This is a genomic window from Halobacillus sp. B23F22_5, assembly GCF_043497085.1.
Taxonomy (GTDB): Bacteria; Bacillota; Bacilli; order Bacillales; family Halobacillaceae; genus Thalassobacillus.
This window is the reverse complement of sequence record NZ_JBIEKI010000009.1, coordinates 1-22,165: the sequence shown is the minus strand read 5'-3', so window position 1 is coordinate 22,165 and position 22,165 is coordinate 1. Positions and strand designations below refer to the sequence as shown.

19 protein-coding genes are annotated in these 22,165 nt (G+C 39.6%); 5 read left to right on the top strand and 14 right to left on the bottom strand.

Features of this window, described 5'->3' with window-relative positions:
• Nucleotides 1-36: 36 nt before the first annotated feature.
• Nucleotides 37-966: an iron-hydroxamate ABC transporter substrate-binding protein gene (locus tag ACGTN9_RS12755; RefSeq protein WP_499593336.1), complete on the bottom strand. Its 930-nt coding sequence runs from the start codon at nt 964-966 to the stop codon at nt 37-39.
• Nucleotides 917-1,762 (bottom strand): ABC transporter ATP-binding protein, encoded by an 846-nt coding sequence (locus ACGTN9_RS12750; RefSeq protein ID WP_499593335.1) that lies wholly within the window; start codon nt 1,760-1,762, stop codon nt 917-919. The genes ACGTN9_RS12755 and ACGTN9_RS12750 overlap by 50 nt, the downstream gene beginning before the upstream one ends.
• 152 nt (nt 1,763-1,914) lie before the next feature.
• Here ACGTN9_RS12750 and ACGTN9_RS12745 point away from each other — a divergent pair, with 152 nt between their 5' ends.
• Nucleotides 1,915-2,964: an NAD(P)/FAD-dependent oxidoreductase gene (locus ACGTN9_RS12745; protein ID WP_499593334.1), complete on the top strand. Its 1,050-nt coding sequence runs from the start codon at nt 1,915-1,917 to the stop codon at nt 2,962-2,964.
• Between the two features lie 208 nt (nt 2,965-3,172).
• On the opposite strand, the gene solA is transcribed toward ACGTN9_RS12745, so the two are convergent.
• From solA to ACGTN9_RS12695, 10 genes are all read right to left on the bottom strand, one after another.
• Complete coding sequence (solA, locus tag ACGTN9_RS12740; RefSeq protein WP_499593333.1) at nt 3,173-4,318, bottom strand: N-methyl-L-tryptophan oxidase; 1,146 nt, start codon at nt 4,316-4,318, stop codon at nt 3,173-3,175.
• Nucleotides 4,319-4,431: 113 nt separating this feature from the next.
• A complete protein-coding gene (gene dctP, locus ACGTN9_RS12735; RefSeq protein ID WP_499593331.1) occupies nt 4,432-5,445 on the bottom strand; it encodes a TRAP transporter substrate-binding protein DctP in 1,014 nt (337 codons plus the stop codon).
• Nucleotides 5,446-5,624: 179 nt separating this feature from the next.
• On the bottom strand, nt 5,625-6,935 hold the full coding sequence (locus ACGTN9_RS12730) for a TRAP transporter large permease (RefSeq protein WP_499593330.1): 1,311 nt from the start codon (nt 6,933-6,935) through the stop codon (nt 5,625-5,627).
• Nucleotides 6,913-7,377: a TRAP transporter small permease gene (locus ACGTN9_RS12725; RefSeq protein WP_499593541.1), complete on the bottom strand. Its 465-nt coding sequence runs from the start codon at nt 7,375-7,377 to the stop codon at nt 6,913-6,915. The genes ACGTN9_RS12730 and ACGTN9_RS12725 overlap by 23 nt, the downstream gene beginning before the upstream one ends.
• Nucleotides 7,378-7,476: 99 nt before the next feature.
• A complete protein-coding gene (locus tag ACGTN9_RS12720; protein ID WP_499593329.1) occupies nt 7,477-8,565 on the bottom strand; it encodes an NAD(P)/FAD-dependent oxidoreductase in 1,089 nt (362 codons plus the stop codon).
• Nucleotides 8,555-8,875, bottom strand: a complete 321-nt coding sequence (locus ACGTN9_RS12715; RefSeq protein WP_499593327.1) for a (2Fe-2S)-binding protein — start codon at nt 8,873-8,875, stop codon at nt 8,555-8,557. Before ACGTN9_RS12715 ends, ACGTN9_RS12720 begins: the two co-directional genes overlap by 11 nt.
• Nucleotides 8,876-8,900: 25 nt before the next feature.
• Entirely contained in the window at nt 8,901-9,980 is a 1,080-nt protein-coding gene (locus tag ACGTN9_RS12710) for an NAD(P)/FAD-dependent oxidoreductase (RefSeq protein ID WP_499593325.1), read from the bottom strand.
• Entirely contained in the window at nt 9,973-10,296 is a 324-nt protein-coding gene (locus ACGTN9_RS12705) for a (2Fe-2S)-binding protein (protein ID WP_499593323.1), read from the bottom strand. The genes ACGTN9_RS12710 and ACGTN9_RS12705 overlap by 8 nt, the downstream gene beginning before the upstream one ends.
• A gap of 277 nt (nt 10,297-10,573) precedes the next feature.
• Nucleotides 10,574-11,284, bottom strand: a complete 711-nt coding sequence (locus tag ACGTN9_RS12700) for a GntR family transcriptional regulator (RefSeq protein ID WP_499593321.1) — start codon at nt 11,282-11,284, stop codon at nt 10,574-10,576.
• Between the two features lie 273 nt (nt 11,285-11,557).
• Nucleotides 11,558-11,941, bottom strand: a complete 384-nt coding sequence (locus ACGTN9_RS12695; RefSeq protein ID WP_499593319.1) for a VOC family protein — start codon at nt 11,939-11,941, stop codon at nt 11,558-11,560.
• 379 nt (nt 11,942-12,320) lie between these two features.
• Between ACGTN9_RS12695 and ACGTN9_RS12690 the strand changes: the two genes are divergently transcribed.
• Complete coding sequence (locus ACGTN9_RS12690; RefSeq protein ID WP_499593318.1) at nt 12,321-13,361, top strand: oxygenase MpaB family protein; 1,041 nt, start codon at nt 12,321-12,323, stop codon at nt 13,359-13,361.
• 246 nt (nt 13,362-13,607) lie between these two features.
• On the opposite strand, the gene lipP1 is transcribed toward ACGTN9_RS12690, so the two are convergent.
• The gene (gene lipP1, locus ACGTN9_RS12685) at nt 13,608-14,648 is read right to left on the bottom strand and encodes a LipP1 family hormone-sensitive lipase (RefSeq protein WP_499593316.1); all 1,041 of its coding nucleotides are present in this window, start codon (nt 14,646-14,648) and stop codon (nt 13,608-13,610) included.
• Nucleotides 14,649-15,153: 505 nt separating this feature from the next.
• Here lipP1 and ACGTN9_RS12680 point away from each other — a divergent pair.
• Nucleotides 15,154-15,645, top strand: a complete 492-nt coding sequence (locus ACGTN9_RS12680) for a sigma-70 family RNA polymerase sigma factor (RefSeq protein WP_499593314.1) — start codon at nt 15,154-15,156, stop codon at nt 15,643-15,645.
• 94 nt (nt 15,646-15,739) lie between these two features.
• Here the strand turns inward: ACGTN9_RS12680 and ACGTN9_RS12675 are convergent, their stop codons facing one another.
• Nucleotides 15,740-17,077 carry a restriction endonuclease gene (locus ACGTN9_RS12675; protein ID WP_499593312.1) on the bottom strand — a complete coding sequence of 446 codons (1,338 nt, stop codon included), beginning with the start codon at nt 17,075-17,077 and terminating at the stop codon, nt 15,740-15,742.
• Nucleotides 17,078-17,256: 179 nt separating this feature from the next.
• Here ACGTN9_RS12675 and ACGTN9_RS12670 point away from each other — a divergent pair, with 179 nt between their 5' ends.
• Nucleotides 17,257-19,647: an McrB family protein gene (locus ACGTN9_RS12670; RefSeq protein ID WP_499593310.1), complete on the top strand. Its 2,391-nt coding sequence runs from the start codon at nt 17,257-17,259 to the stop codon at nt 19,645-19,647.
• Nucleotides 19,648-19,671: 24 nt separating this feature from the next.
• Nucleotides 19,672-22,077 carry a DUF2357 domain-containing protein gene (locus ACGTN9_RS12665; protein ID WP_499593308.1) on the top strand — a complete coding sequence of 802 codons (2,406 nt, stop codon included), beginning with the start codon at nt 19,672-19,674 and terminating at the stop codon, nt 22,075-22,077.
• Nucleotides 22,078-22,165: the final 88 nt, after the last annotated feature.

The following is a 22,165-nucleotide window of genomic DNA, read 5'->3' as shown; positions in this document are numbered from 1 at the left end:
AGAGGAATTCAGCAGTTGAATTCCTCTGATAGATTACTAGTTTAAAAATGCGTCTTTAATTGTCTCCAGCTGATACTCCAATGTAATCGGATCGTTGAAGTAAAACTTCTTGGCATTCACTTCAATGACCTGGTCATTTTTCACGGCCGGGATATTCTTGTACGTCTCCGTTTCCTGGAATGAGGTTTCGGAATCGGAATTTTTACTGAACACGATATAATCACCGGCATACTCCGGAAGCACTTCTGGAGAAATAGCATAGAAGCCATCCTTCAGAGCCATTTCTTTCACTTTTTCAGGCATCTTCAAATTCATTTCCTGATAAAGGATTTCCGTGCCTCGTCCCCAGTTATCACCAAATACATACAGCTGCTTTTCGAAGTTTTCAATGACAGAAACCGTGGTATCTTCACCGATTTCAGCACGGATGTCCTCGCCTGCCTGCTGGGCACGTGCTTTAAAATCTTCTACCCATTGTTTTGCTTCTTCTTCTTTGTTCAAAAGTTTTCCGATTTCAATATGCTGCTCTAAATATCCTAGTTTGCCGTAAGTATAGGTAACGGTCGGAGCGATCTCCTGCAGTTTATCGACATTCTTAATGTTGGAAAGTCCGATAATCAAATCCGGATTCAGCTCGATGATTTTTTCAAGGTTCTGATCGGACACTTCCTCGACACCCTGTAATTCTTCCTCAAAGCGCGGGTTCATCTTCGACCACGAATCCACCCCAACAAGGTTGACGTCAAGCGCCATGACATTTCCGGCATAGGATGATAATACAATCACTCGTTCCGGGTTCGTAGGCACTTCTACCGGACCATTTTCTGACTCATATGTAAACGTTTCTGACTTATCATTTTCCTTTTTACTTTCTTTTTCACTGGAAGCTGTTTCACCTGAAGTGCTTCCGCATGCACTAAGAATAAGCACGAATAAGAGCAGGATTGGCATAAGTATCTTTTTCATTGTCGTCTTCTCCTTTAAGCAAGTTGTAAGTGATGCACATTGGTTTATTGGTGCGGGGATCTCTGCCGATTTCCGCATCAATCTTGAAAACTTCCTGGAGGACTTCCCGCTGGATCACCGCTTCACTGGAACCGGCCTTCACGACTTTCCCGTCTTTCAAGGCAATGATATGGTCGGCAAACCGGGCGGCCTGGTTCAAATCATGCAGCACCATGACAATTGTCCGGCCCTGTTCCCTGTTCAATTTCTGCAAAAGCTCAAGGACCTCGAGCTGATGAGCCATATCTAAATAGGTCGTCGGTTCATCAAGAAATATCATCTCGGTTTCCTGGGCTAGAGACATAGCAATCCACACCCGCTGACGCTGCCCGCCAGACAACGCATCGACAGGCTGGTATTTGAATGACAGGATCCCGGTCTCTTCAAGCGCCCAGTCAATTACCTCGATATCTCTTTTGTTTAGACGTCCGAACCCTTTCTGGTAAGGGAACCGTCCATAAGAAACCAACTCTCCGACCGTCAGCCCGGCAGCGCTTTCCGGGTTCTGTGGAAGAATCGCCATTTTTTTAGCGAGAGATTTCGTATCTTCCCTTGAGATACTTGCACCATCAAGAATCACCGATCCGGATTGATATGGAATGATCCGGGTCATCGCTTTCAACAAGGTAGATTTTCCACACCCATTGGAACCGATGATCGTGGTGATTTTCTGATCTGGTATCTCCAACGTCAAATCACTGACAATCGTTTTTTCTCCATAGCCGATATGTAAATGTTCGGTTGATAAACGACGCATTGTGAAGCCTCCAAATAAAATATTTTGTTGAGAATGATTATCACTTTCGTTTATAATGATACTATAAGTCGGCTCGCTCGCTTTGTCAACAGCATTTTCCATATAAAGTTTATCGGTTTAAATGGATTTACATATCAGAGGGGGAATCGTCCATGGGAAAAGAAATTTTTGATGTTACCATTATTGGCGGAGGACCTGCGGGGCTATATTCTGCCTTTTACAGTGGCCTGCGGGAAATGAAAACAAAAATCATCGAATTCCAGCCGCAATTAGGCGGGAAAGTTCAAATATATCCTGAGAAAATGGTCTGGGATGTCGGCGGCCTCCCTCCCGTTCCAGGAAAGCAGCTTATGGACCAGCTGGTTGAACAGGGGTTGACCTTCGATCCGGAAGTAGTGGTCAACGAAAAAGTGGTATCCATCTCACGTGATGAAAATGGAATCTTTCTATTGGAAACGGCTTCAGGAAGGATTCATTATTCCAAAACCGTTATTGTGGCAGTAGGTAGCGGAATTCTCATGCCTCAGAAGCTTAACATCGAAGGAGCGGAACGGTTCGAACTTGGCAACCTCCACTATACCGTCAAATCGCTGCAAACATTTAAAGATAAAACGGTCATCATTTCAGGCGGCGGTAATTCAGCGATCGATTGGGCAAATGAATTAGAACCGGTCGCCAAAAAAGTTTACCTCGTCTACCGGAAAGATTGCCTGAACGGGCATGAAGCGCAAATCACCCAATTAGAAAACAGTTCGGTTGAATGTTTACCTTATACGACGATTTCGAAGTTATTGGCTTCTGAAAATCATGAAAACATTTCGCAGGTGGAACTGACCAGTAACCAGACCGGTGAGAACTATTACTTAGAAGTAGATGACGTCATCGTCAATCACGGGTTCGATCAGGACACCTCGCTACTTAAAAACACCAAATTTGATATCCAGTTAGTCGACCAGTATTTCGTAAAAGGATCGGTAATGAGCGAAACCTCGGTGGAAGGCTTGTATGCCGCAGGAGATATCCTGAACCATGAAGGAAAGCTGAACCTGATCGCCGGCGCCTTCCAGGATGCAGCCAATGCCGTAAATAAAGCCAAACAATTCATCGAACCAGATGCCAATGCTGTTGCGATGGTGTCCTCCCATAACGATGTTTTCAAAAAGAGAAACCGTGAATTAGTCAGAGAAATGACAAAGAGTTAAATCTCCATACACGAAAACAAGCACCTATCTATGGAGGTGCTTGTTTTTTATTACACACCAAGTGTGCCTGAACCTCGCCCACTCACTACTAAAGGAAAAACTTCTATGGGTAAAAACAAAATCCTATTCATTAATCCCCATACAGTGGTTCCGGCAATCGTTGATTCGCTGAGGATAGCTACTGTTTAAGTATGTCTACAGTCTATTACTAACTCAATAAAGGCGTACTATTTACCATCCGTTGCGGTGAAAGGTGTTCAATCGAATAGTTTGTTTTTCCATCAACTAAAAGTTCTGCAGCTATTTTCCCCATTACTGGTGACATCTTGAAGCCGTGGCCTGAGAAACCGCACATAAATACTGTATTTTTAATTTCAGGAACTTCTCCTACAATTGGATGTCCATCAGGTGTAGAGGCATCCATATAAGCTGCCGATCTAACTGGATGTGGAATTAACCCTGGAATCTTTTCCTTGATCAAATTGCTGGCAGTTATTGTTTCTTCGATGGAGACCTCTTTATTTAATTGATCAGGACTGCTAACATCTTTAAATTTCGGATTATTTGAAGCTTTGACCATACTTCCCTCGATCGTAGGCGTTCCGGTCAGTTTAAAATCATCGCCCAGATGTGCGAACACAGGGAATTGATCAGGCTTAAATTGGTTAAGGTCTTTAGGAGCATACCAGCTTAGAACAATCCTTTTGACGGTTATAATGTCATTCAATTGCGGAAGCAGTTTCCCCGCCCATGGACCCGCTGTTACTAAAACCTTACCTACTCGATACTCATTATTCTCCGTTCTTATTGTTACTCCGTTGTCATCTGGTATGATTTCTTCAATTTTCGTATACCTATGGACCGCTGCACCAAGAGACTCTGCCCTTGCTACCGCCGAAACGGTCGACAGTTCCGGTCTTAGGAAACCTGCATGTTTATCTAAAATCATAATTTCATCTGATTCCAGATGATGTTGCGGATAACGTTCCATTGCCTGCTCAGGAGTTAACAGTTCATGGTCTAAATTAAAGTCCTTAATTGATTTCATGGCATTTTTCATTTCTTCAAAGTCAGGCTTACCAATCATTACTCCACCGTTTAATGTTAATAATGGATTGCCTGATTCTTCTTCCAACTGTGACCATAATTTTTTCGCATCCTGTAATAAAGGGACGTACTTTTCCCCCTCAAAATAAACCGTTCGAAACAACCTGGATTCCCCGCTACCCGCGGAACGATCATGCCCTGTACCAAATTGTTCAAACCCTAATACAGAAACCCCTTTTCTGGCTAGCTGCCACATTGCCATGCTGCCCATAGTACCTACTCCAATAATTCCGATATCAGCATCCAATGCCTTCGCCTCCTCATGATTAAGACTTACTTATCTCGTCTATCAAAAATAATTCTTCAAAAAAATGGCTCCCCAAATGGACATCGACCATTTGAGGAACATGAATGTTTATCTTACTGAACGCCCTCAGTTACACGATTAAACAATTCTTCTCCATACTCTTTTTTCAGCTCAGGCCATACATTTTCTCTCACTTGTTTTGCAAAATTCTCCAGCTCTTCATCTGTATACTCAATAACCTCAATGCCTTCATCACGTAGCTTTTGTTCATAGTCTTCTGTCTCTTGTTCAGCTGAAGCAAACCTTTTTTCTGCCAATTCTTTTGCAGTGTTTTGGAAAATCTCCTGTTCTTCTTTTGTCAAGTTCTCCCACGTATCGTTACTAATGTACATATACCACATTTCAAAATGGTCATTTAATGGTAAATAGTAATTCGCCAGATCACGGAAGTTTGCATAATACCCTTCTGCGCCTGAACCAATTACACCATCAACAATTCCAGTTTGCATAGCGGTAAAAGCTTCAGCAAACGGCAGTGGTGTTGCAGAATATCCAAGTTCTTTTGCGGTCAACTCAAATACTTTCGTACCTGGAACACGGATTTTAATATCTTTTCGACTCATATCTGCTGGATTGTCAGGCTTTTCCTTCAAGGCAATTCCCCCGAAGTACTTTGGATAAGTTGCCAGTAATTTTATGTTTTCTTCTTGCAACATTTCATCAACAGCCTTTGCAATTTCACTATCCGGGCCATAATACTTCAGAGCATCCTCCCAGTTTGTCACTAAATAAGGCATGTACGTAATCCCCATATTTTTATTAAGAGACGGGCCAACAGGAGCAAGTTGCATTTCCACATCTCCCATGCTTACCCGTTCTTGTACAACAGAGTAATCACCAAGCTGACTTGCTGGATAGATATCAAACTTCACCTTATTCCCGGTTTTCTCAGCAATCTGTTCTGCAAACCATTGTACATCTTTATCAGTTCCCGTAGCTTCTGGTCGAATATGTCCAATTTTAAAAGTCTTTTCCTCCCCCGCGCTAGTAGACGAAGAACAGCCGATAAGTCCCATCGTTAGCATCATTAAAACAAACAAGAGCGAAATTGATTTTTTAAAATTCACAGTAAAGCCTCCCTTTTAATCTGGTAAATGAATAGAACAATACTACTTTTCTCTTTAACTGAGCAGACAACTACATTTTTTCTAAACATTCAGATATCTATGTAGAAATCCCTCCCTTCAATCCTTTAAGAATCTGCGCTGCATTTTCTTCTAAGGTGTGGTATCTCTACCTATCATCCCTAATTTTCTAGTAAACCAAAAACTCCTGGAAGGAATAGAGATAAATCTGGCCAAAATGTTGTTAGGAAAACGACAGGTAAGTATCCAAAAAGGAGGAAAACTAAGGTAGGCTTAAGTAATTCTGAAAACTCACATTTTCCAATTCGCATACCTAAATATAAGATACTTGCATATGGGGGAGTTACCCCGCCCATTGCCAGGTTAACGCCCATAATCGCTGCAAAATGAACCGGATCAATTCCTAATTCTGTAATCAAAGGTAAAAGCAGAGGAGCAACTAAGATCATACCTGTGGCGTCGTTGACAATCATCCCCACTAAAAATAGGAAAATATTAATAATAAGTAACATAATAATAGGGTTATCAGTGATACCAAAAAACAAATCAATGATTGCTTGAGGAACCTGCATCATTACATAAGTTTGACTTAGCATTAATGTAAAGAAAATCATAGTCATAATTGCACCGACTGACGTAGCAGATTCTTCTGCAAGTTCAAAGAATTGTTTGGCACTTAATTCCTTGTAAATAAAGAATCCAATAGGGAGTGCAACTACTGTTGCAATTGCAGCAGCTTCAGTTGGGGTAAAAATCCCCCCATAGATTCCACCCAGAATAATAACTGGTAAAAGTAATGCAGGAAATGCTAAAAGCGACCTTTTCTTAATAATTCTTACCTTTTCAGGCTTTGTCACCGATTCCTCAATCTGAATATTCGGAAAATTTCTCGTCCAAACAAGGTTTATAATCGAAAATAAGACCACGATTAATAATCCAGGTCCTAAAGTTGAAAGAAATGCTGCCAGAATCGATGTATTCGTAACCCATCCATACAAAATCATAATGACACTTGGTGGAATAAGCAGACCAAGAACGGATGAAACGGTAACCAATCCAGTTGCATAGCCCCGTGGATATCCCTGCTTTACCATTCGTGGAATCATAATTGGACCGGTTGCAGCTACACCCGTGAAACCACTGCCTGACACTGCGCCAATAAATGCCGAGGTAGCAACACAGACAACACCGATTCCTCCCTTTATCCGCCCAACAAAAATATCCGTGAAATTCAAGAGATGCTTGGCAACACCATTTCCTCCCATTACAACTCCAGCAAGGATAAAAAGCGGACTAGCTAGCAGTACCGGGCTAATCGTTTGATTAAATGTCCATAGCATCATACTTTGCATCGAAACATCACCGAACAGAACCATAAATAAAAGGGCACCACCAAAGCAATAAGGAAGCGGTACATTCATAAACAGCAGGAAAACAAGTAAGATCACATCAAGTATTACTATTGTTAACATTTAGTCCCTCCTCTACCGTGTAGCGAGTCCGTAGCTTCATAAAATTATGCTTAATATCCATAAATGCATAGAGAGTCATGATTAAAAGCCCAAAAAATACTGCGCTTTCACCAAAAAACATAGGAATTAAGAGGAGATTGCTTTCTTTCCATACATGTAAGGAATACAAAAAGTATTTAAACGCCCAAAAAGTAAGCCAGGTACTGATGACAAATGATAATATCGATGTGATTAAATTAAAAAGATTGTTCGTTTTTTCTCTTTTAATGTATAAAGTCAGTACACCACACGAAATATGATTTCGTTCCATGGAAGCGTTAGCTCCGCCCAGCATATACAACCAAATGGTAGGAAACAGCATAAGTTCTTCAATGCCCATCAACGGAGCCTTAAAGACATACCTCAACAGTACTTGGGTAAACACGAGCAACGGCAATATCATAATTAAGCATAAGACGACAACACGTTGCATCTTTTGTAACTTTTTAATAAATGTACTCATCTCATCCTTTCACTCCCAAATTTTAGATTTATTTTCCAATTAAGCAAATCGGGAAATCGAGTACTTCTCTATAGGTAATGATGTTTCTCCACTTGAAATCAGCTCTGACATCAACGTACCTATAACAGGGGACAATGTTATTCCACTATGCATGGTTGCGATGTAAAGGTTTTTACGCCCCGGGATTTCACCGAAAATAGGCAATCCATCTTCTGGCACTACACGCACTCCTGAAAAGCTGCGTACAACATTTGCATTGGCCAACGCAGGAACAAAGGATACCGCCATATTCGCTGTCTCCTGAATAACGTCCAGCGTACCCTGGCGATTATAACCAACTTCTTCTTTTGAATAACCAATCAGGACCTCACCATTATTTGCCTGCCTGATTCCTCCAATCGTATAATTCAATAAAGGCGCGAGCGGTTCTGTAATTAGCACCTGCCCTCTTACCAACTTGACGGGAATATCAAGACCTAGAAATGATCCCAGTTGCCTGGACCAGGGACCGCCTGCCAGGATCAGCTTTTTCGTTCGAAACGTCCCTTTTTCAGAATGAATGATATAGCCATCCCCTTGTTGTTCGATATCGACAACAGGATTGTAAAAAGAATAATCCACTTTATTTTTTTCAGCAGCCCTTGTATATAGCTCCAGTAGACGAAACGGATTTACATTTCCATCAATACTACTGAACGTTGCTCCTACTACATTTGGTGAAAAAGATGGTTCTTTTTTTAATACTTCGTCGCGGCTGAGTACTTTAATATCTATCCCTACTTTTGCCTGACTCTCAGCCAATTTCATTGCTTTCTCCCGATCCTCTTCTGTAAAAAACGGGGCCAATCCCCCTGTCCTTTTGTACTCTACATCTCCAATTTTTCGTTCAAGATAAGGATAAAGTTCTGAACTGAACAAACTTAATTCGCCATAGGAAGAAGGAGTCTTTGTATGTACCCACACCCACGCTTGTGTGGAGCCAGAGGTTCCTGATAATGGAAAGGATTTATCAATAACCAGAATGTTCTGTGAATTTTGCTCAGATAAATGATACGCAATACTATTTCCTATGACACCTGCCCCAATAATAACTACATCGTAGGCTTCTGCATTTGTTCTACTTTTCATCTGGATCACCTTCTCCAAATACAGCTTTCACTGTAGAGGCTTGACTTTCGTTACCTGCTAACACACGCATCCGTGTTATCTTTAATGGCATTCTTGCCCGGGCAGGCGGAATGTCAGCTAAAGGTTTTCCGGTATATTCGCTAATTAAGTTGGCCACGGGTTTCACACACATCTTTGCCTGGCATGGTCCCATCCCGCATCGTGTAATTCGCTTTACATCATCAAAAGTTTCAGCTCCCATTTTCAAAACCGTTTCGATTTCATCTACATTAATTTCCTCACACCTGCATACTATGGTTGATTTATCCAAGCCCAACCCTCCTGTACAATTAACTTCAGGTTTCATAAACTTTGGTTTTTGAGGTATCAAAGTTCTGAATATGGTAAGTCCTTGCCTTATTTACCTGAGGATCTTCAATTTTCGACAGCTCACTCCAATAGTTATTTCTCCATACATCTGCAGCTTGTTCTGCTACATACCCTAGAGATTCGGCAGCACCCAAACCTGCCAGTTTCCCTGTCACCATCACAGCCCCTTGTTTTGTAATTCCGGCTGTATTTCCAGCAATGAAGACACCATCTGTACTCGTCTCGAAATTGGCTTGATAGGTGGGTATCCATCCCCCGAGTATTTCATTAAAAGCAAAGCTGCAATTATATAGTTGGCAAAGTTCTATAACCGGGTTTAGCCCTCCATCTACACATATTAGATCTACGTCATACTCCTCTTTATTTCCATTTTGATTTAAGATTACTTTTTCAACCTGTCCTCTTCCCTTTGCTTGTTCAATGTAAGAATTCTCTAAGATGGGAATGGTTTTTTCTTTTAACCTATAAAGGTTTTCCTGTTTTCTATCATGTAAGCTTGTTTCGGTTTCAACTATTCCCAGCACGTTAATACCAACATCATGGAGTTGAAGCGCTACTTCGATGGAAAAGTCAGAGGAACCAACAATAAATGCCTCATTCCCTGGTTTCACCCTTTCGCGGTTCACCAGAATTTGAGCCGCCCCAACTGTAAGTACTCCAGGTAATGTCCAACCTGGAAATAAAACACCTTGAATATCTGCGCCTGTCGCAACGATAATCTTTTTTGTTTCGCACCGAATAATTTCTTTGCCATTATTTATTCCAACACGCCCATCTTCATATAGACCGATGACTGTATGGTTCGTATATGTAGCAATATGTTTATGAAAGGTGACAGACTCTACTAGTTCATTTGCCAATTCAAACCCTCTAATTTCCCCTATTCCTGATGGCAGTGGAGAAAGGTATTGCGTTTGTTGTCTTAATTGCCCTCCAAGTCGACTGGATTCTTCCACAATAGCAACATTCACGCCATATTCAGCAGCTTCAAGGGCAGCCATTAAACCGGCCGGTCCACCTCCAACAACTAATAGATCACTATTCATTGGTATTACTCCTTACATTAGGATCCTGTAAATTAGGATGAACTTCCATTGATTCTTCAACAGTGACCATACAAGACCGGACATGCTCTTCACCATTAATGGTTACAAAGCAACTGCAACAACGACCTATTCCACAGAAATACCCCCTTGACTGATTCAACTTCCGACTTACACCCAGTTTCTTTATTCCATTTTCCATTAGTGCTGCTGCTACAGTTGTCCCTTTTCTTGTATGCAGCGGTGTACCTCCATAAAAAAACGTGACCTTTTCATTCTGGGTATTTTGCAATATAGGATGATCTTTAATAAACTCCACAAACTCACCTCCACTAATAATCAGAAGTCTAAGTAAATCAGAAATTAAATTATAATAATATAAAGTTATAACTTTTAAAGTGATATGTACTTCTTATGCTCTTCTGCGGTAATTCTAAGTATCTTAGTGTAAAAGCAACCTCTTAAAGTGTTTGTATCTGAACTGGAATTACCCACTTACACAGTTGCATTTATAATTTTTAACTCCTGAAGACTTCCACCCCCTTAGTAAAAACTATAAAATTTTAACTTTACATTGTTAAAGAAACTAGCTTTGGTTAAAAGGAAAATTCAATAGAATAATGGGCATGATCTTGACCAAGTAAAAATCTGGAGCATTCAATAATCTGATCCTTTTCTGTAAATGTAGTTCTTTGGATGGAGATTAATGGCGTGTTTTTTTCTATATTAAGCATCTCAACTTCAGCATTTCCTGCATTTAGTGCTGAGAAATCGATTTTTGTTCTCCCAAGTTTAATATTCTCTGCTTTCAGTGCATCATAGATTAATTGATTTTCCATGGATTCTTGGGTAATGGTTGGACACAGTTGGTAATTTAAATAGATATGTTCTACACCAACCGGCTTATCCCCATCCATTTTTAATCGGCTTAAATTTATTACCGGATCTATATTTGAAATGTTCAACCATTTTGCAGCCTCTTCTCCAGCTTCTTCTATTGAAAATTTTATGGTTTGATGTGGATACTCTTTCTCTGAACCGAAACTTAACAATTTGTACATCTCAGCTTCTTTAAATTGAGGTGCAACAAAAGTTCCTTTCCCTCTTTGGCGATATAATAAGCCTTTGTCTACTAGTTCATGTACCGCCCTTTTTACGGTAATGTTACTAATACTAAAATGCTTTGCTAATTCGTTTTCTGTAGGTATTTGATCTCCAACTTTCCACTCCCCATTTGCTATCTTAGTTTCTAAGATTTCGATGACTTGATGATATAGTGGAATGGGTAATCCCTTGTCTAATTTCATGTGTACTTGCTCCAATCACATTATAATATTATAACTTTATAATTTATTAAGATTATACAGATGTAAAAACGTAAAGTAAATGATTTTTCAGAATTTTCAATCGATATAATTCGACATTAGAGCAATGAGAATCAGGCGCAGTTCTCTTTTTCATGACTGCAAAATACCAAGGGTGCCTGAACCTCGCCCACCCGCTTCCACAAGATAAACTCTTATTGGTAAAACTAAATCGACTTCAAAACTCTCCATACAGTGGGTCAGTCACCCGGCGCACTACTTCCTATTTTCCATAACTGCAAAATAATTTTCTTCATCATCAGCAAAATTAAATACTCTTCCAGCAGGCATGCTAACAATTTCCCCAACAGTGACATTTTCACTGGATAAGTCATTATGTAACTGTTCAAGGTTGTCAGAGAAAAACATTAACGAAGGTGTTTCAAGATTCATTTCAGGTTCCATTTTAGCGATCAATTGCTTGTCGTGAAGGATTATGCTTGTTTCCGCTTCTTCTGTAGGGGCAATCTCAATCCATCTCATCCCCTGCCCGTCATTTTCATCCGCAATCACACGAAACCCTGCTTTTTCTGTCCAAAAACTGACTGCCTTATCCTGATCATTGACATACACCATGATTTGACCGACTCGATTAATCATTAGATCCCTCCTGCAAGTATAGATCGTTTATTAATTTCTCCATCGACTTTAATAATCCTCTATTTTAAATCAATGCAGGAACGATAAAAATAAGCAGTTCAATCCTGGGTTCAAGCTGACACCCATACATTGAACTGCTTATTTATTTTATTCCGCATTCTAAACGGTGCCAGCCCCCCCAGCACAATTAGCGCAGGGGGGGCTGGCACCGTCATTTATTATTAGAAAGAATCAGTTTCAAGATAATACTTCATTCTTCAATATTCAAACCTCCTGTTGCGCCTTTAAGAAATCGGTAAAAACAGCTATGAACTGCCTACACGATAGAAAAAATCGCCTCATAAAATGTGGAAAGTAGTTATGAAGTGAGGAGAAAATAATGATTTCAAATGAATCCCTTAATTTACTAAGACATGAAGGAGATGATTGGGCAGATCCTTTTGTGGAAAATATAATAACTTCACATAGCGAAAAGTACTTGCTTCATTTACTACATGGACATGTGGGAGAATTAAGTGAAAACGTTCCTGATGAATTACAAAAGCAACTTGCAATCGCCCGCCAGTTACCATTATGGGTAGATGCTCCCCGCTTAGAAAAAGCAAGCGAGTTTTTTCAAAGGAACAAAGGAATTATCGTCATTATATTGGCAACAGCATCTCTAGTAGAATGCTATGCATGCAAAAACGGAGTAAAAGTACTAGCTTACACAAGCAGATTGTCTGACGACACCTATAACCGTGTCGTCACAACAGCTGACTTTATATTAAAGGTTATGACACCAAAAAAATTAGGGAAAGGTGACGAAACTACCCTAGAGCTTATTCAAAAGATTAGACTCGTCCATGCAATGGTTCGATACCATATCAAAAATAGTAACCTCAATGAAAAAGAGACCCCCATTAACCAGGAAGATTTATTGGGTACCTTGTTTTCATTTTCAACCGTCGTAATAAGGAATTTAAGAAAATTCGGAGTGGCTGTTTCTAAGGAGGAAGCAGAAGATTATTATTATTTTTGGCGGGTTATTGGTGTTTTGTTAGGGATCAAGGAAGAAGTTCTACCCGATTCCTTTAACGATGCAATTGCATTAGAAACGACTGTATTTGGACGTAACCAAGAATCAAGTGATCAAGGTGTCGATCTCACTTTATCTTTAATTGGTCTTCTTAAAAAAGAACTTAAGTTTAAACCGCTAAATGGTATAATCCCAGCTTTGATTCGTTTTCAAGTTGGTGATAAAGTTGCAGATTGGATGAAAGTGCCGAAAACAGGTTGGATCAAACTGTTTCAGCCTAAAAGGAAACACTGGTGTTTGCTGAAAAACATGGTATGGAGGACAAACCTTCTGTCACTGCTGCTTGATAAAATGGGACGTTTCTATTTAAGGAACTCCCACTTGGTTCAAGATAAGCATTAGAACATTAGGGGTACCAATAACCCAATACAAAAAACTTAATTACGAATCATAGGATAATCATCGCAATGAATCCAAGATGTTTTTTCATCCACACCCCTTTAAAAAGAGCCTGACCCTCACCGTCCCTATTCTCTTCAATAATCCTCTAATTAATTTCATAAACATTTCCGTAAAGATATTCCAATAAAAAAGCAGTTCAAGGTTAGGGTCCAATATTGCCCCCTAACCTTGAACTGCTTATCTATGTTATTCCGCTAACGCCCTTTTCAAGGCAGCGGAAGCCTGGTTGATGCATTGTTTCCCTTGTTCCAGTGCAGCAGGCATCCAGAAGAACCCGTGAATCATGCCATCATAACGCTTCCGTTCAACAGCAACACCCGCCTCTTCCAACCTCCTGGCGTAAGCTTCTCCTTCATCACGCAGTGGATCGAATTCGGCAGTAACGACAAGTGCAGGGGGCAGTCCGCTTAAATCTTCTGCAAGAAGCGGAGATGCATAGGGATGTCTTCCATCATCTTCGGTTCGCAAGTAATGATCCCAGAACCACTCCATCGAATCTTTCGTCAATAGATAGCCATCGGCATTCTCCTGATAGGAGGCCGTGTCATAAGAATAGTGGGTGACAGGGTAGATCAGCATTTGATAAGCCAATGAAAAATCCCTGCGATCGTGTGCCATCAGGGCCACTACGGCAGCAAGATTTCCGCCGGCACTATCACCGCCGACCGCTACCCGCTTACTATCAACCTCAATCGATGCGCCTTTTTCCACGGTCCACTGCGCTACAGCGTAGGCATCATCAGCAGCTGCAGGAAATTTATGTTCCGGTGCCAATCGATAATCCACAGAGACCACGACACAATTGCTTTGGTTGGCTATCAGCCTGCACGGCACATCGACCATATCCAAATCCCCGATAACCCAGCCGCCACCGTGGTAAAATACCAATGCCGGGAACGGACCTTGTCCTTCCGGTGTATAAATCCGTATGGGAATGTCCCCTGCAGGGCTCGGAATCGTTCGGTTCTCCACTTTCGCTACTTCTACCGGCTCCCCTGCCAATGGTGAAAAATCCATAGCTGCCCTCGCTTCTTCCGGAGATAGTTCATGCATCGGTGGTTCGCCTGCTGCCTCCATTTGTTCTAAAAGAAACTTTGCCTGAGGATCAAGACTCATCATCACTGCCTCCCTATCATTTAATTGGAGATAGTCGGTTTCTGCAGCCTCAGAACTTAAGACACTTGTGGCTCTGTCATTCGACTTCTCCTTTATTTTTTGCTCTATCATTTAGATGAGCTAAAAAAGCATGCTATGAATACATATATGAAAAAGAAACCTATTTCAGAACCTGGCGATGGTCGTAGCATCCCACACAGGTGAAAGTGCAGATGTGATATACAATTTATTTCTACATTCTTCTAGACTTTTCCTTGTACGTGCTATACCTTCCACGCCATTCTTTTACAGCGCCTGGCATTTCTAAGAGATTAATTATGTATGACGGCTTCCCGTGTTTTTTCTATTGGTATCCCCTAACTAATACTAGTAAATAAATATGCCCTGAGAGTCTATCAATAGGTTACCAGATGAATATGTGAGCTAATACTATTCAAAATCCATGATAATACTATTTAATGCTTCAAGGATATGCGCTACATCACACATACAAAAATAAAGTTTCATTTATGTCAGATAATTGTATTTTAGGTAGATATTATTGCCCAGTTCTTATTGCTCATATATTATAAAAAAGCCGGCAATAGAAGAAAGCGCTATCGGAATGGATAACCCAATGACAGCAGGAAATGAATTTGAACAGCAATTAGAGAAATGCGAGCGAATGATCTATAAATTTGTCCATAAGTACCCTTATCTGGATAAAGAAGAACTTTACCAGGAAGGACTGATCACCTTACATGAAGCCATGGAATCCTATCAGGAATCACGCTCCAATTTCTGTTCGTATTTTTACTATAAAATCAACTACCGATTTATTGATATTTATCGCAAGTTTAAACGAGAGTCAGAAAAACTCTCCAATTTCACTTATGAACCTATATCTTATCGTCCCACTAAAGAAATTGATTCATTTTTGCTAGATGAAATTAAAACGCATCTCACACCAGTTCAAGAAAAATGGTTTTACCTTTACATAGTAAGGGATCTTAGCTATAAAGAAATCGCTCTACTAGAAGATACAACGATTGATATCCTTAAAAATACGGCTCGAGGTGCCAAAAAGATTTTACGACCGTTTTTAAGGGAGTATATGAAGGAAGAATGATATACAAATAGTATATACTCTATAAAAATGACCGCCCGGAGATAAAATTATCTCAAAAGGGCGGTCTTTCCTGTTATTTGATCAAACACTTTCTTTATTTACAGGCAGCGTACTCATAGACTTTTTGATGTTCAAAACAATAAATTTCTCCATTGAATTTCTTATTCGATAAACAAAATTGCTTCACCTTCTGAGAAACAGGTTTATTACAGACTACACACTTTGCCTCTTTCGTCACAGATGCCTTTAACGCTTGTTTGTGATGATCTCTTTTGGATGTTTCCGTTATATTAGCCTTAACTAAAGTGTCGTACATGCTGTTTATCTCTTCATACGTATAAACGGCTTTCGGATTCTTGAGCTTGATTACTTGAATCTTTCGATCGATGAATTCCGTTAACTCGGTATCATAGACACACAAAGTTCTAGATTGGATCTGTCGCAACTCTGGACTGATATGAAACACAGCTCTTCTAGTGAAAGATATCATCGAAATAAATGGACTGCTCTCTCCCACTTTTAGGACAGACTGGATAGCTTTGATATGCCCGTAGTTTTGGTGGAAGGGATTCATCATTTTGAACTTCTTATTCACCGACCACTGTTTGTCATCCTTTCTCCCATAAACCTTCCCAGCATAATTTTTTGTTTCAATTACAAAAATGGCATATGGCGTAAGCAGCAAATGGTCAATTTGGGAATATCCAGAACGAGACTTCGTATTTTCCAGCATGACGTCATGCAAATGTTTATAGTTGGTGGGGAATTGATCCAGCTGAATATTGATTTTATACTCCCCTAACTCTCCAATTCTCTCAGCGCTTATGTTCTTTTTCTTCTTTTTAACTGTTGTTTCTTTTGGATCAATTTTCCCGTTCATCGTTAAAATCAAGTCGATTAAAGCTTCTCTATTAACCAGTTTTACCTTATTGGAATCAGCAAGTTCTCTAGCAGCTTTCGTAAAATCGCTATTGGTGACCACCCAGGCTTCATCTGCTTTATAGTAGTTCTTGGAAGAATGAATTTCCTGGACCGCTTTTATCCCCACATTCTTGGAATAGCGCTTGGCCTGAACGACTATTTTCTTGGCGTCCTTCTTCAATATTAAGTCAGCCCCATAGTCACCGCTACTCTGTGTCACTTCAGTCTTATAACCATGGTTTTTAAACAGAACTCCAAGGTATTCTTCAAACTGAAGTCCATCCATTTTATCTATCGTTTCGATGCCAGATTTCTTAAGCTTTTCCGCTTCGATCGCTTTCCGGTATAAAAGAAATGCAATAATACCTGTGACAACCGTACCTACACTGATTACCATAATATAAACCGATCCTGTAAATAAATACATCGATAAAGCTAATAGTACCAGCACACTTTGTAGTATAGATTCCATCTCTTTCTGTTGCTTCTTGGTCCGCCTTTTGCCAGCCATTATTTAACCACCTACCTGTAATATCTTCCTATATACTATCGGCTTTTCCATCCATTTCTTGACAAAAAAGAGAACAAGTATTATCACGATTTTCTATTATGGTTAATAGGACAAACATTAGAAATCATTACCTTTTGTGATACCATAATTACAAAACACCACTTGCCGGAGGAATTTCCATGCTTAATAGATTTATCGTAGATTTTGCAAAACAACTAGATGTAGTTTATTCCTTAAGTACCAAAACCCCTAACTACATAGTGTCATCAAGCGACAATGGCATTCATGTCGAAACTAAATCATCTCGTAAAAAGTACCAAGAAGGAGAAAAAGATGTTCCTTATGTACTGGTTAAAAATGATTGGTTAGAACAAGCGTTAGAAATCTTAATCAGTAAGAGAGTGGTTAACGATCAGGATTTTATTAATTTAGGGAGAAGACATTCATTTATATTAGCTTTTTTATCCTACTTGCCTTTTGTGAAGATACTTGAAGAAAACCGGGTTCAATTAATAAAATTCACAACACAAGAAATTCCATTAAGCACCCATAAACAAACTTTGAAATTGCATCAAGAATTGATTAACGGTAAATATACAGCAGCCACTTTAACCCAAACAATTAAAGATGAGAATGAAAAAAGAATAAAATCTAACGCTCGTCAGAGTTTACATATACTTGGATATTTAAATAACGATCTTGAGTTAGTAAAGTTGGATAATTCTTTAAAAGCACTTAGAAAAGGAATGCTCAAAAGCTCATACATAACTATGATTTATGAAATGTTAAATGTAATGCCTACTTATAACAAAAAAGAAAAGCTACAAGCTCTGAATGAAATAACTTTTTTAACTGTTGTAAGTTCCAGAGATCAGACTACAATAAAAGAATCTGTAGCTGATAAAGGCATTAGAAACACTTTGAACTGGCTAAAATATGCTGAATTAATTGATGAAGAATGGAATGTGATAAATATGACCGAGGATAAAATCAAACCTAATTACTGGTGGGTAAACCAAGGTAAAACTGCAAAAGAAGGAAAAGAAAGCAATACATTATGGGCTCCTAAAAAAAGTAAGTCGGGAAATTCTCTTGCTCATTATACTAATCTTTTAAAAGCTAAGCCTGGGGATATCGTTTTTGCATATTCACAAGGAGTAATTCACTCGATCTGCGAAGTAACAGAGAAGGCTATAAACAGTAAAAAGCCTACTAATTTTAACACCAATCAATGGGAAGAGGATGGAACTTTATTAAGAGTTCAATATTATCCTTTGGAGACTAAGCTAAGAAAGGACGATATTCCACTTGAACGAAGAAAACAAGAATCAGGGCTGTTTGATGTTAATGGAAATGCGAAACTAGGATATTTTTTCCCAGTGTCGCATGAGTTTTCTGAATACCTACTTAGCGAGTTTAAAGACTTTTTTCCGTCTAAATTCATCAATGCAATTTCAAAAGCAAAGGTTAAAAGCTTATCAGAAGGAAAACTTATTACTCATATCTATAATTATATCCAGAATGAAGGCTTCTATTATCAAAAAGAAGAGGTGAAAAGCCTCTATCTCGCCTTACGAACGAAGCCATTTGTCATTCTTTCTGGTATCTCTGGAACAGGAAAAACAAGAATTGTAGAAAAGTTCGCCAACAGCATCGGAGCAACTGAAGAAAATGGTCAGTTCCATCTCATTCCCGTCCGTCCAGACTGGAGTGATGGGTCAGAGTTAATCGGCTATGAAGACATCAAAGGAGATTTCAAACCAGGACCTCTAACAAAGGTTTTGCTAGATGCAGAAAACAACCCGGATCTTCCTTATTTTATCCTATTAGATGAAATGAACTTAGCCAGGGTAGAATACTATTTTAGTGACGTATTAAGTGTTATGGAAAGTCGGAAGTGGTTGGGAGATAGAATTGTAACTTCCGAGATCCCCACTCCTGAAAGCTTTAATAAACGGGTGCTTATTCCTGATAATGTCTATATCATCGGTACAGTCAACATGGACGAGACTACGCATCCTTTTAGTTCAAAGGTGTTAGACCGAGCCAATACGATGGAATTCAACGAAGTGGACCTTGGTTTCTTCCCTAGCCTTAACGAAAACGAACAAGATATTAATGCTTACCCTGTCACGAATGACGTCCTTAAGACCAAGTATTTAACTATAAAGGATGCGTTAGCTGACCATAAAGCTCTGATTCAAAATACAACGAATCGGCTCATTGAGATCAACAATATATTGAAAAAGAATAACAGTCATTTTGGTTACCGCATTCGTGATGAGATTTGTTTTTATATGATTTATAACAAACTCGGTGGTTTAATGACTAAAGAGGAAGCCTTCGATCGCCAACTGCTGCAGAAAGTGTTACCAAAGCTAAATGGAAGTGACTACGCTACTGCTGAAATTATCGGAGAGCTATTTACGTATTGTACAAGTCAGTCCTATGATGTAGCTAACTATGAGCAAGCGATTGAACAAGCTAAATTCCCTAAATCGGCGGAAAAGCTAGCAACTATGTATAAGAATCAAGAGCAGCACGGTTTCACTTCATTTTGGTTAGGATAACAGCGGGCAAAGGAGGTGGACAGAATGTCTCACGCCAATGATACGACACTATTAGCAATCGACCATGAAGAGTTCTCTGTACACTTAAAAGGTGGCCCATTTAACAGTCGCTTTGAAAACCTGAAAAGCTATAAGAATAAAGTAAACCTAGAGCAACAAACGATGATATTAAGGGTCGAAGCTTTAGAAGGGGCAGATGTACATGTATTTCATCCTATGTTAGAGAAAATGGTGGAGCTAAAGGACGGGCCATTTCCTCCTATCTTTTTTGAAAATGAAGTCTATCAGCTAGTAGTTCATTCTAAAACAGGGAAAGACCTGTCCTTCTATCATGAACATCCGTTAGTCCGAAGATCAGTTAGCAAAGAAAAAGTGGGGGATATCACCTTTTTGATGGGGCAGCTGCAATTTATGAATGAAGTCGGCTTAACGGAATTTAATATCCTGTATGGTAATCAAACGCTTGCTGACATTACGATCGAACTGTTCCCTACAAAGCTTGATTATAAAGAAGATTATAAACGTCTGTTGGATGAAGTCAGCGAAGAAATTTATAACCTAGCGTTTCATTTTATGAAAAAGACCTTTATCGGGGCTTCGAAGATTTCATCGAAGTCCCCTTCTCCCGCTGAGTTTTACAGATTACTGAATTATTATTTTAAGCAATTCATAAACGCCATCCAACTCATTGAAAGACAGCCTCACCATCAACTGAAAACGGAATATCACAAGGTAAGAGGCGATCAATTAAAAAGAACGGATAGCCGATTACGGCAATATTTACGGAAAAGGACTTACTTGTTCAAAGAGACCAGCAATGGTATTACCATAGATGATAAGCAACGAATGCCAGAAAGAGGGTTGAACGCCAAGAAAATTCTCTCTTACGATACACTAGAAAATCGCTTTGTAAAATTCATGGTAATCCGGTTACAAGATAAAATTAAATCCTTAAGTCACGATGTCGAACGTTATTTAAGCAACTCCCCTACTGCTGATCATTCGATACTGGATGAGTTAACGCAGATGCAAAAGAAACTGCATGTCATTGAGAAGTCACTCTTCTGGCGCCAAATTAGTCGACTGGATCGCTCGGTACTCACTCTTGTTATGCAAATGAAGGAAGGCTATCGCGATGCTTATATGATTTATTTGGTTTTATCGCAAGGTCTCTCGCTTCAAGGAGAAATCTTTAAAATGTCAGTAAAAGACGTAGCTACCCTTTATGAGTATTGGACCTATTTAAAAATGGGGCAAATTCTGCATAACAAGTACGAAGCTGTCGATCAGGACATTATAAAAATTAAACAGAACGGCCTTTTTGTGGATCTCGATCAAAGCAAATCTGCCAAACGAAGATTCAGGCACCCTTTTACCGAAGAGCTCATTACTCTTAGCTTCCAAGAAAGACACCAGGCTCCTCCGACAGTAAGACAAAAACCCGATATCATGCTGACCGTAGAAAAGAAGGGTCACCCTTACGCTTATAACTATATTTTTGATGCCAAATATCGGATTGATTTTGGACAAACAGAAAAGGAAGTCTCCACACCTGGTCCAATGGAAGACGATATTAACACGATGCATCGCTACCGTGACGCCTGGGTTTATAAAAATAACGGACCTTATGAACGCTATGCTTTTGGTGCTTACGTGTTATTCCCTTGGATGGATGAAGAAAATTATGAGACCCACCCGTTTTACAAAAGTATCGATGAAGTAAATATCGGAGGATTCCCTTTTTTACCGAATACTATCCGGCTGGTTGAGGAATTTCTGGAACACTTAATTGAAAGTAGTCCGGAGGATCTGCAAACTCAAGGCATTTTACCAAAAGGGGCACTAGAATATTGGGAGTCTTCTCTCGATGAAAAGGTACTTGTAGGAGTGGTTAATGACAGTCAGCGACTCTCTGCCCATATCCAAAATCGCTTCTATCATATTCCATTAAACCAATTAAAGAGCGGCTGGCAAGAGGCAAAGCACATCGCCCTCTATGTTACTCAGAAGGCTGCGGAAAATGGAGTACCAAATGGTATCACCTATTATGGAAAAATAACTAATGTAGAAATAGTAAAACGCCATGAGCTGAAAGAAGTACCTAGCCGTTCTCAAGCGTTGTATGTAAAGTTTACAGTGAGCAAATGGAATACACTTAATAAGACCATCCGTCCGGTTGGCTACGGTATTCAAGTTTATACTTTAACTACACTAACAATGCTGAAGCATGCAAAGGATCTACCTGAGTTATTTATGAAATCAAAAACCGAGTTAAAGTTATGGCGCTTCCTAAGGAGATATTCGAATAAAGTTCAGACAAAACTAGATAATACACATTTGGATAACTCAACAGGTGTGGAATCGTTTGATATAGGAGGTAACACCCTTAAATTTGAGTATTGCGGACAGATTGAGCCATCAGTGCGGTGATTTGAGCCACTATTTGCGGTCAACTGAGCCATTAAGTGCGGGGGTGAGAGCCACTCTTATTAATGTAGCTAATAATATAAACAACCAC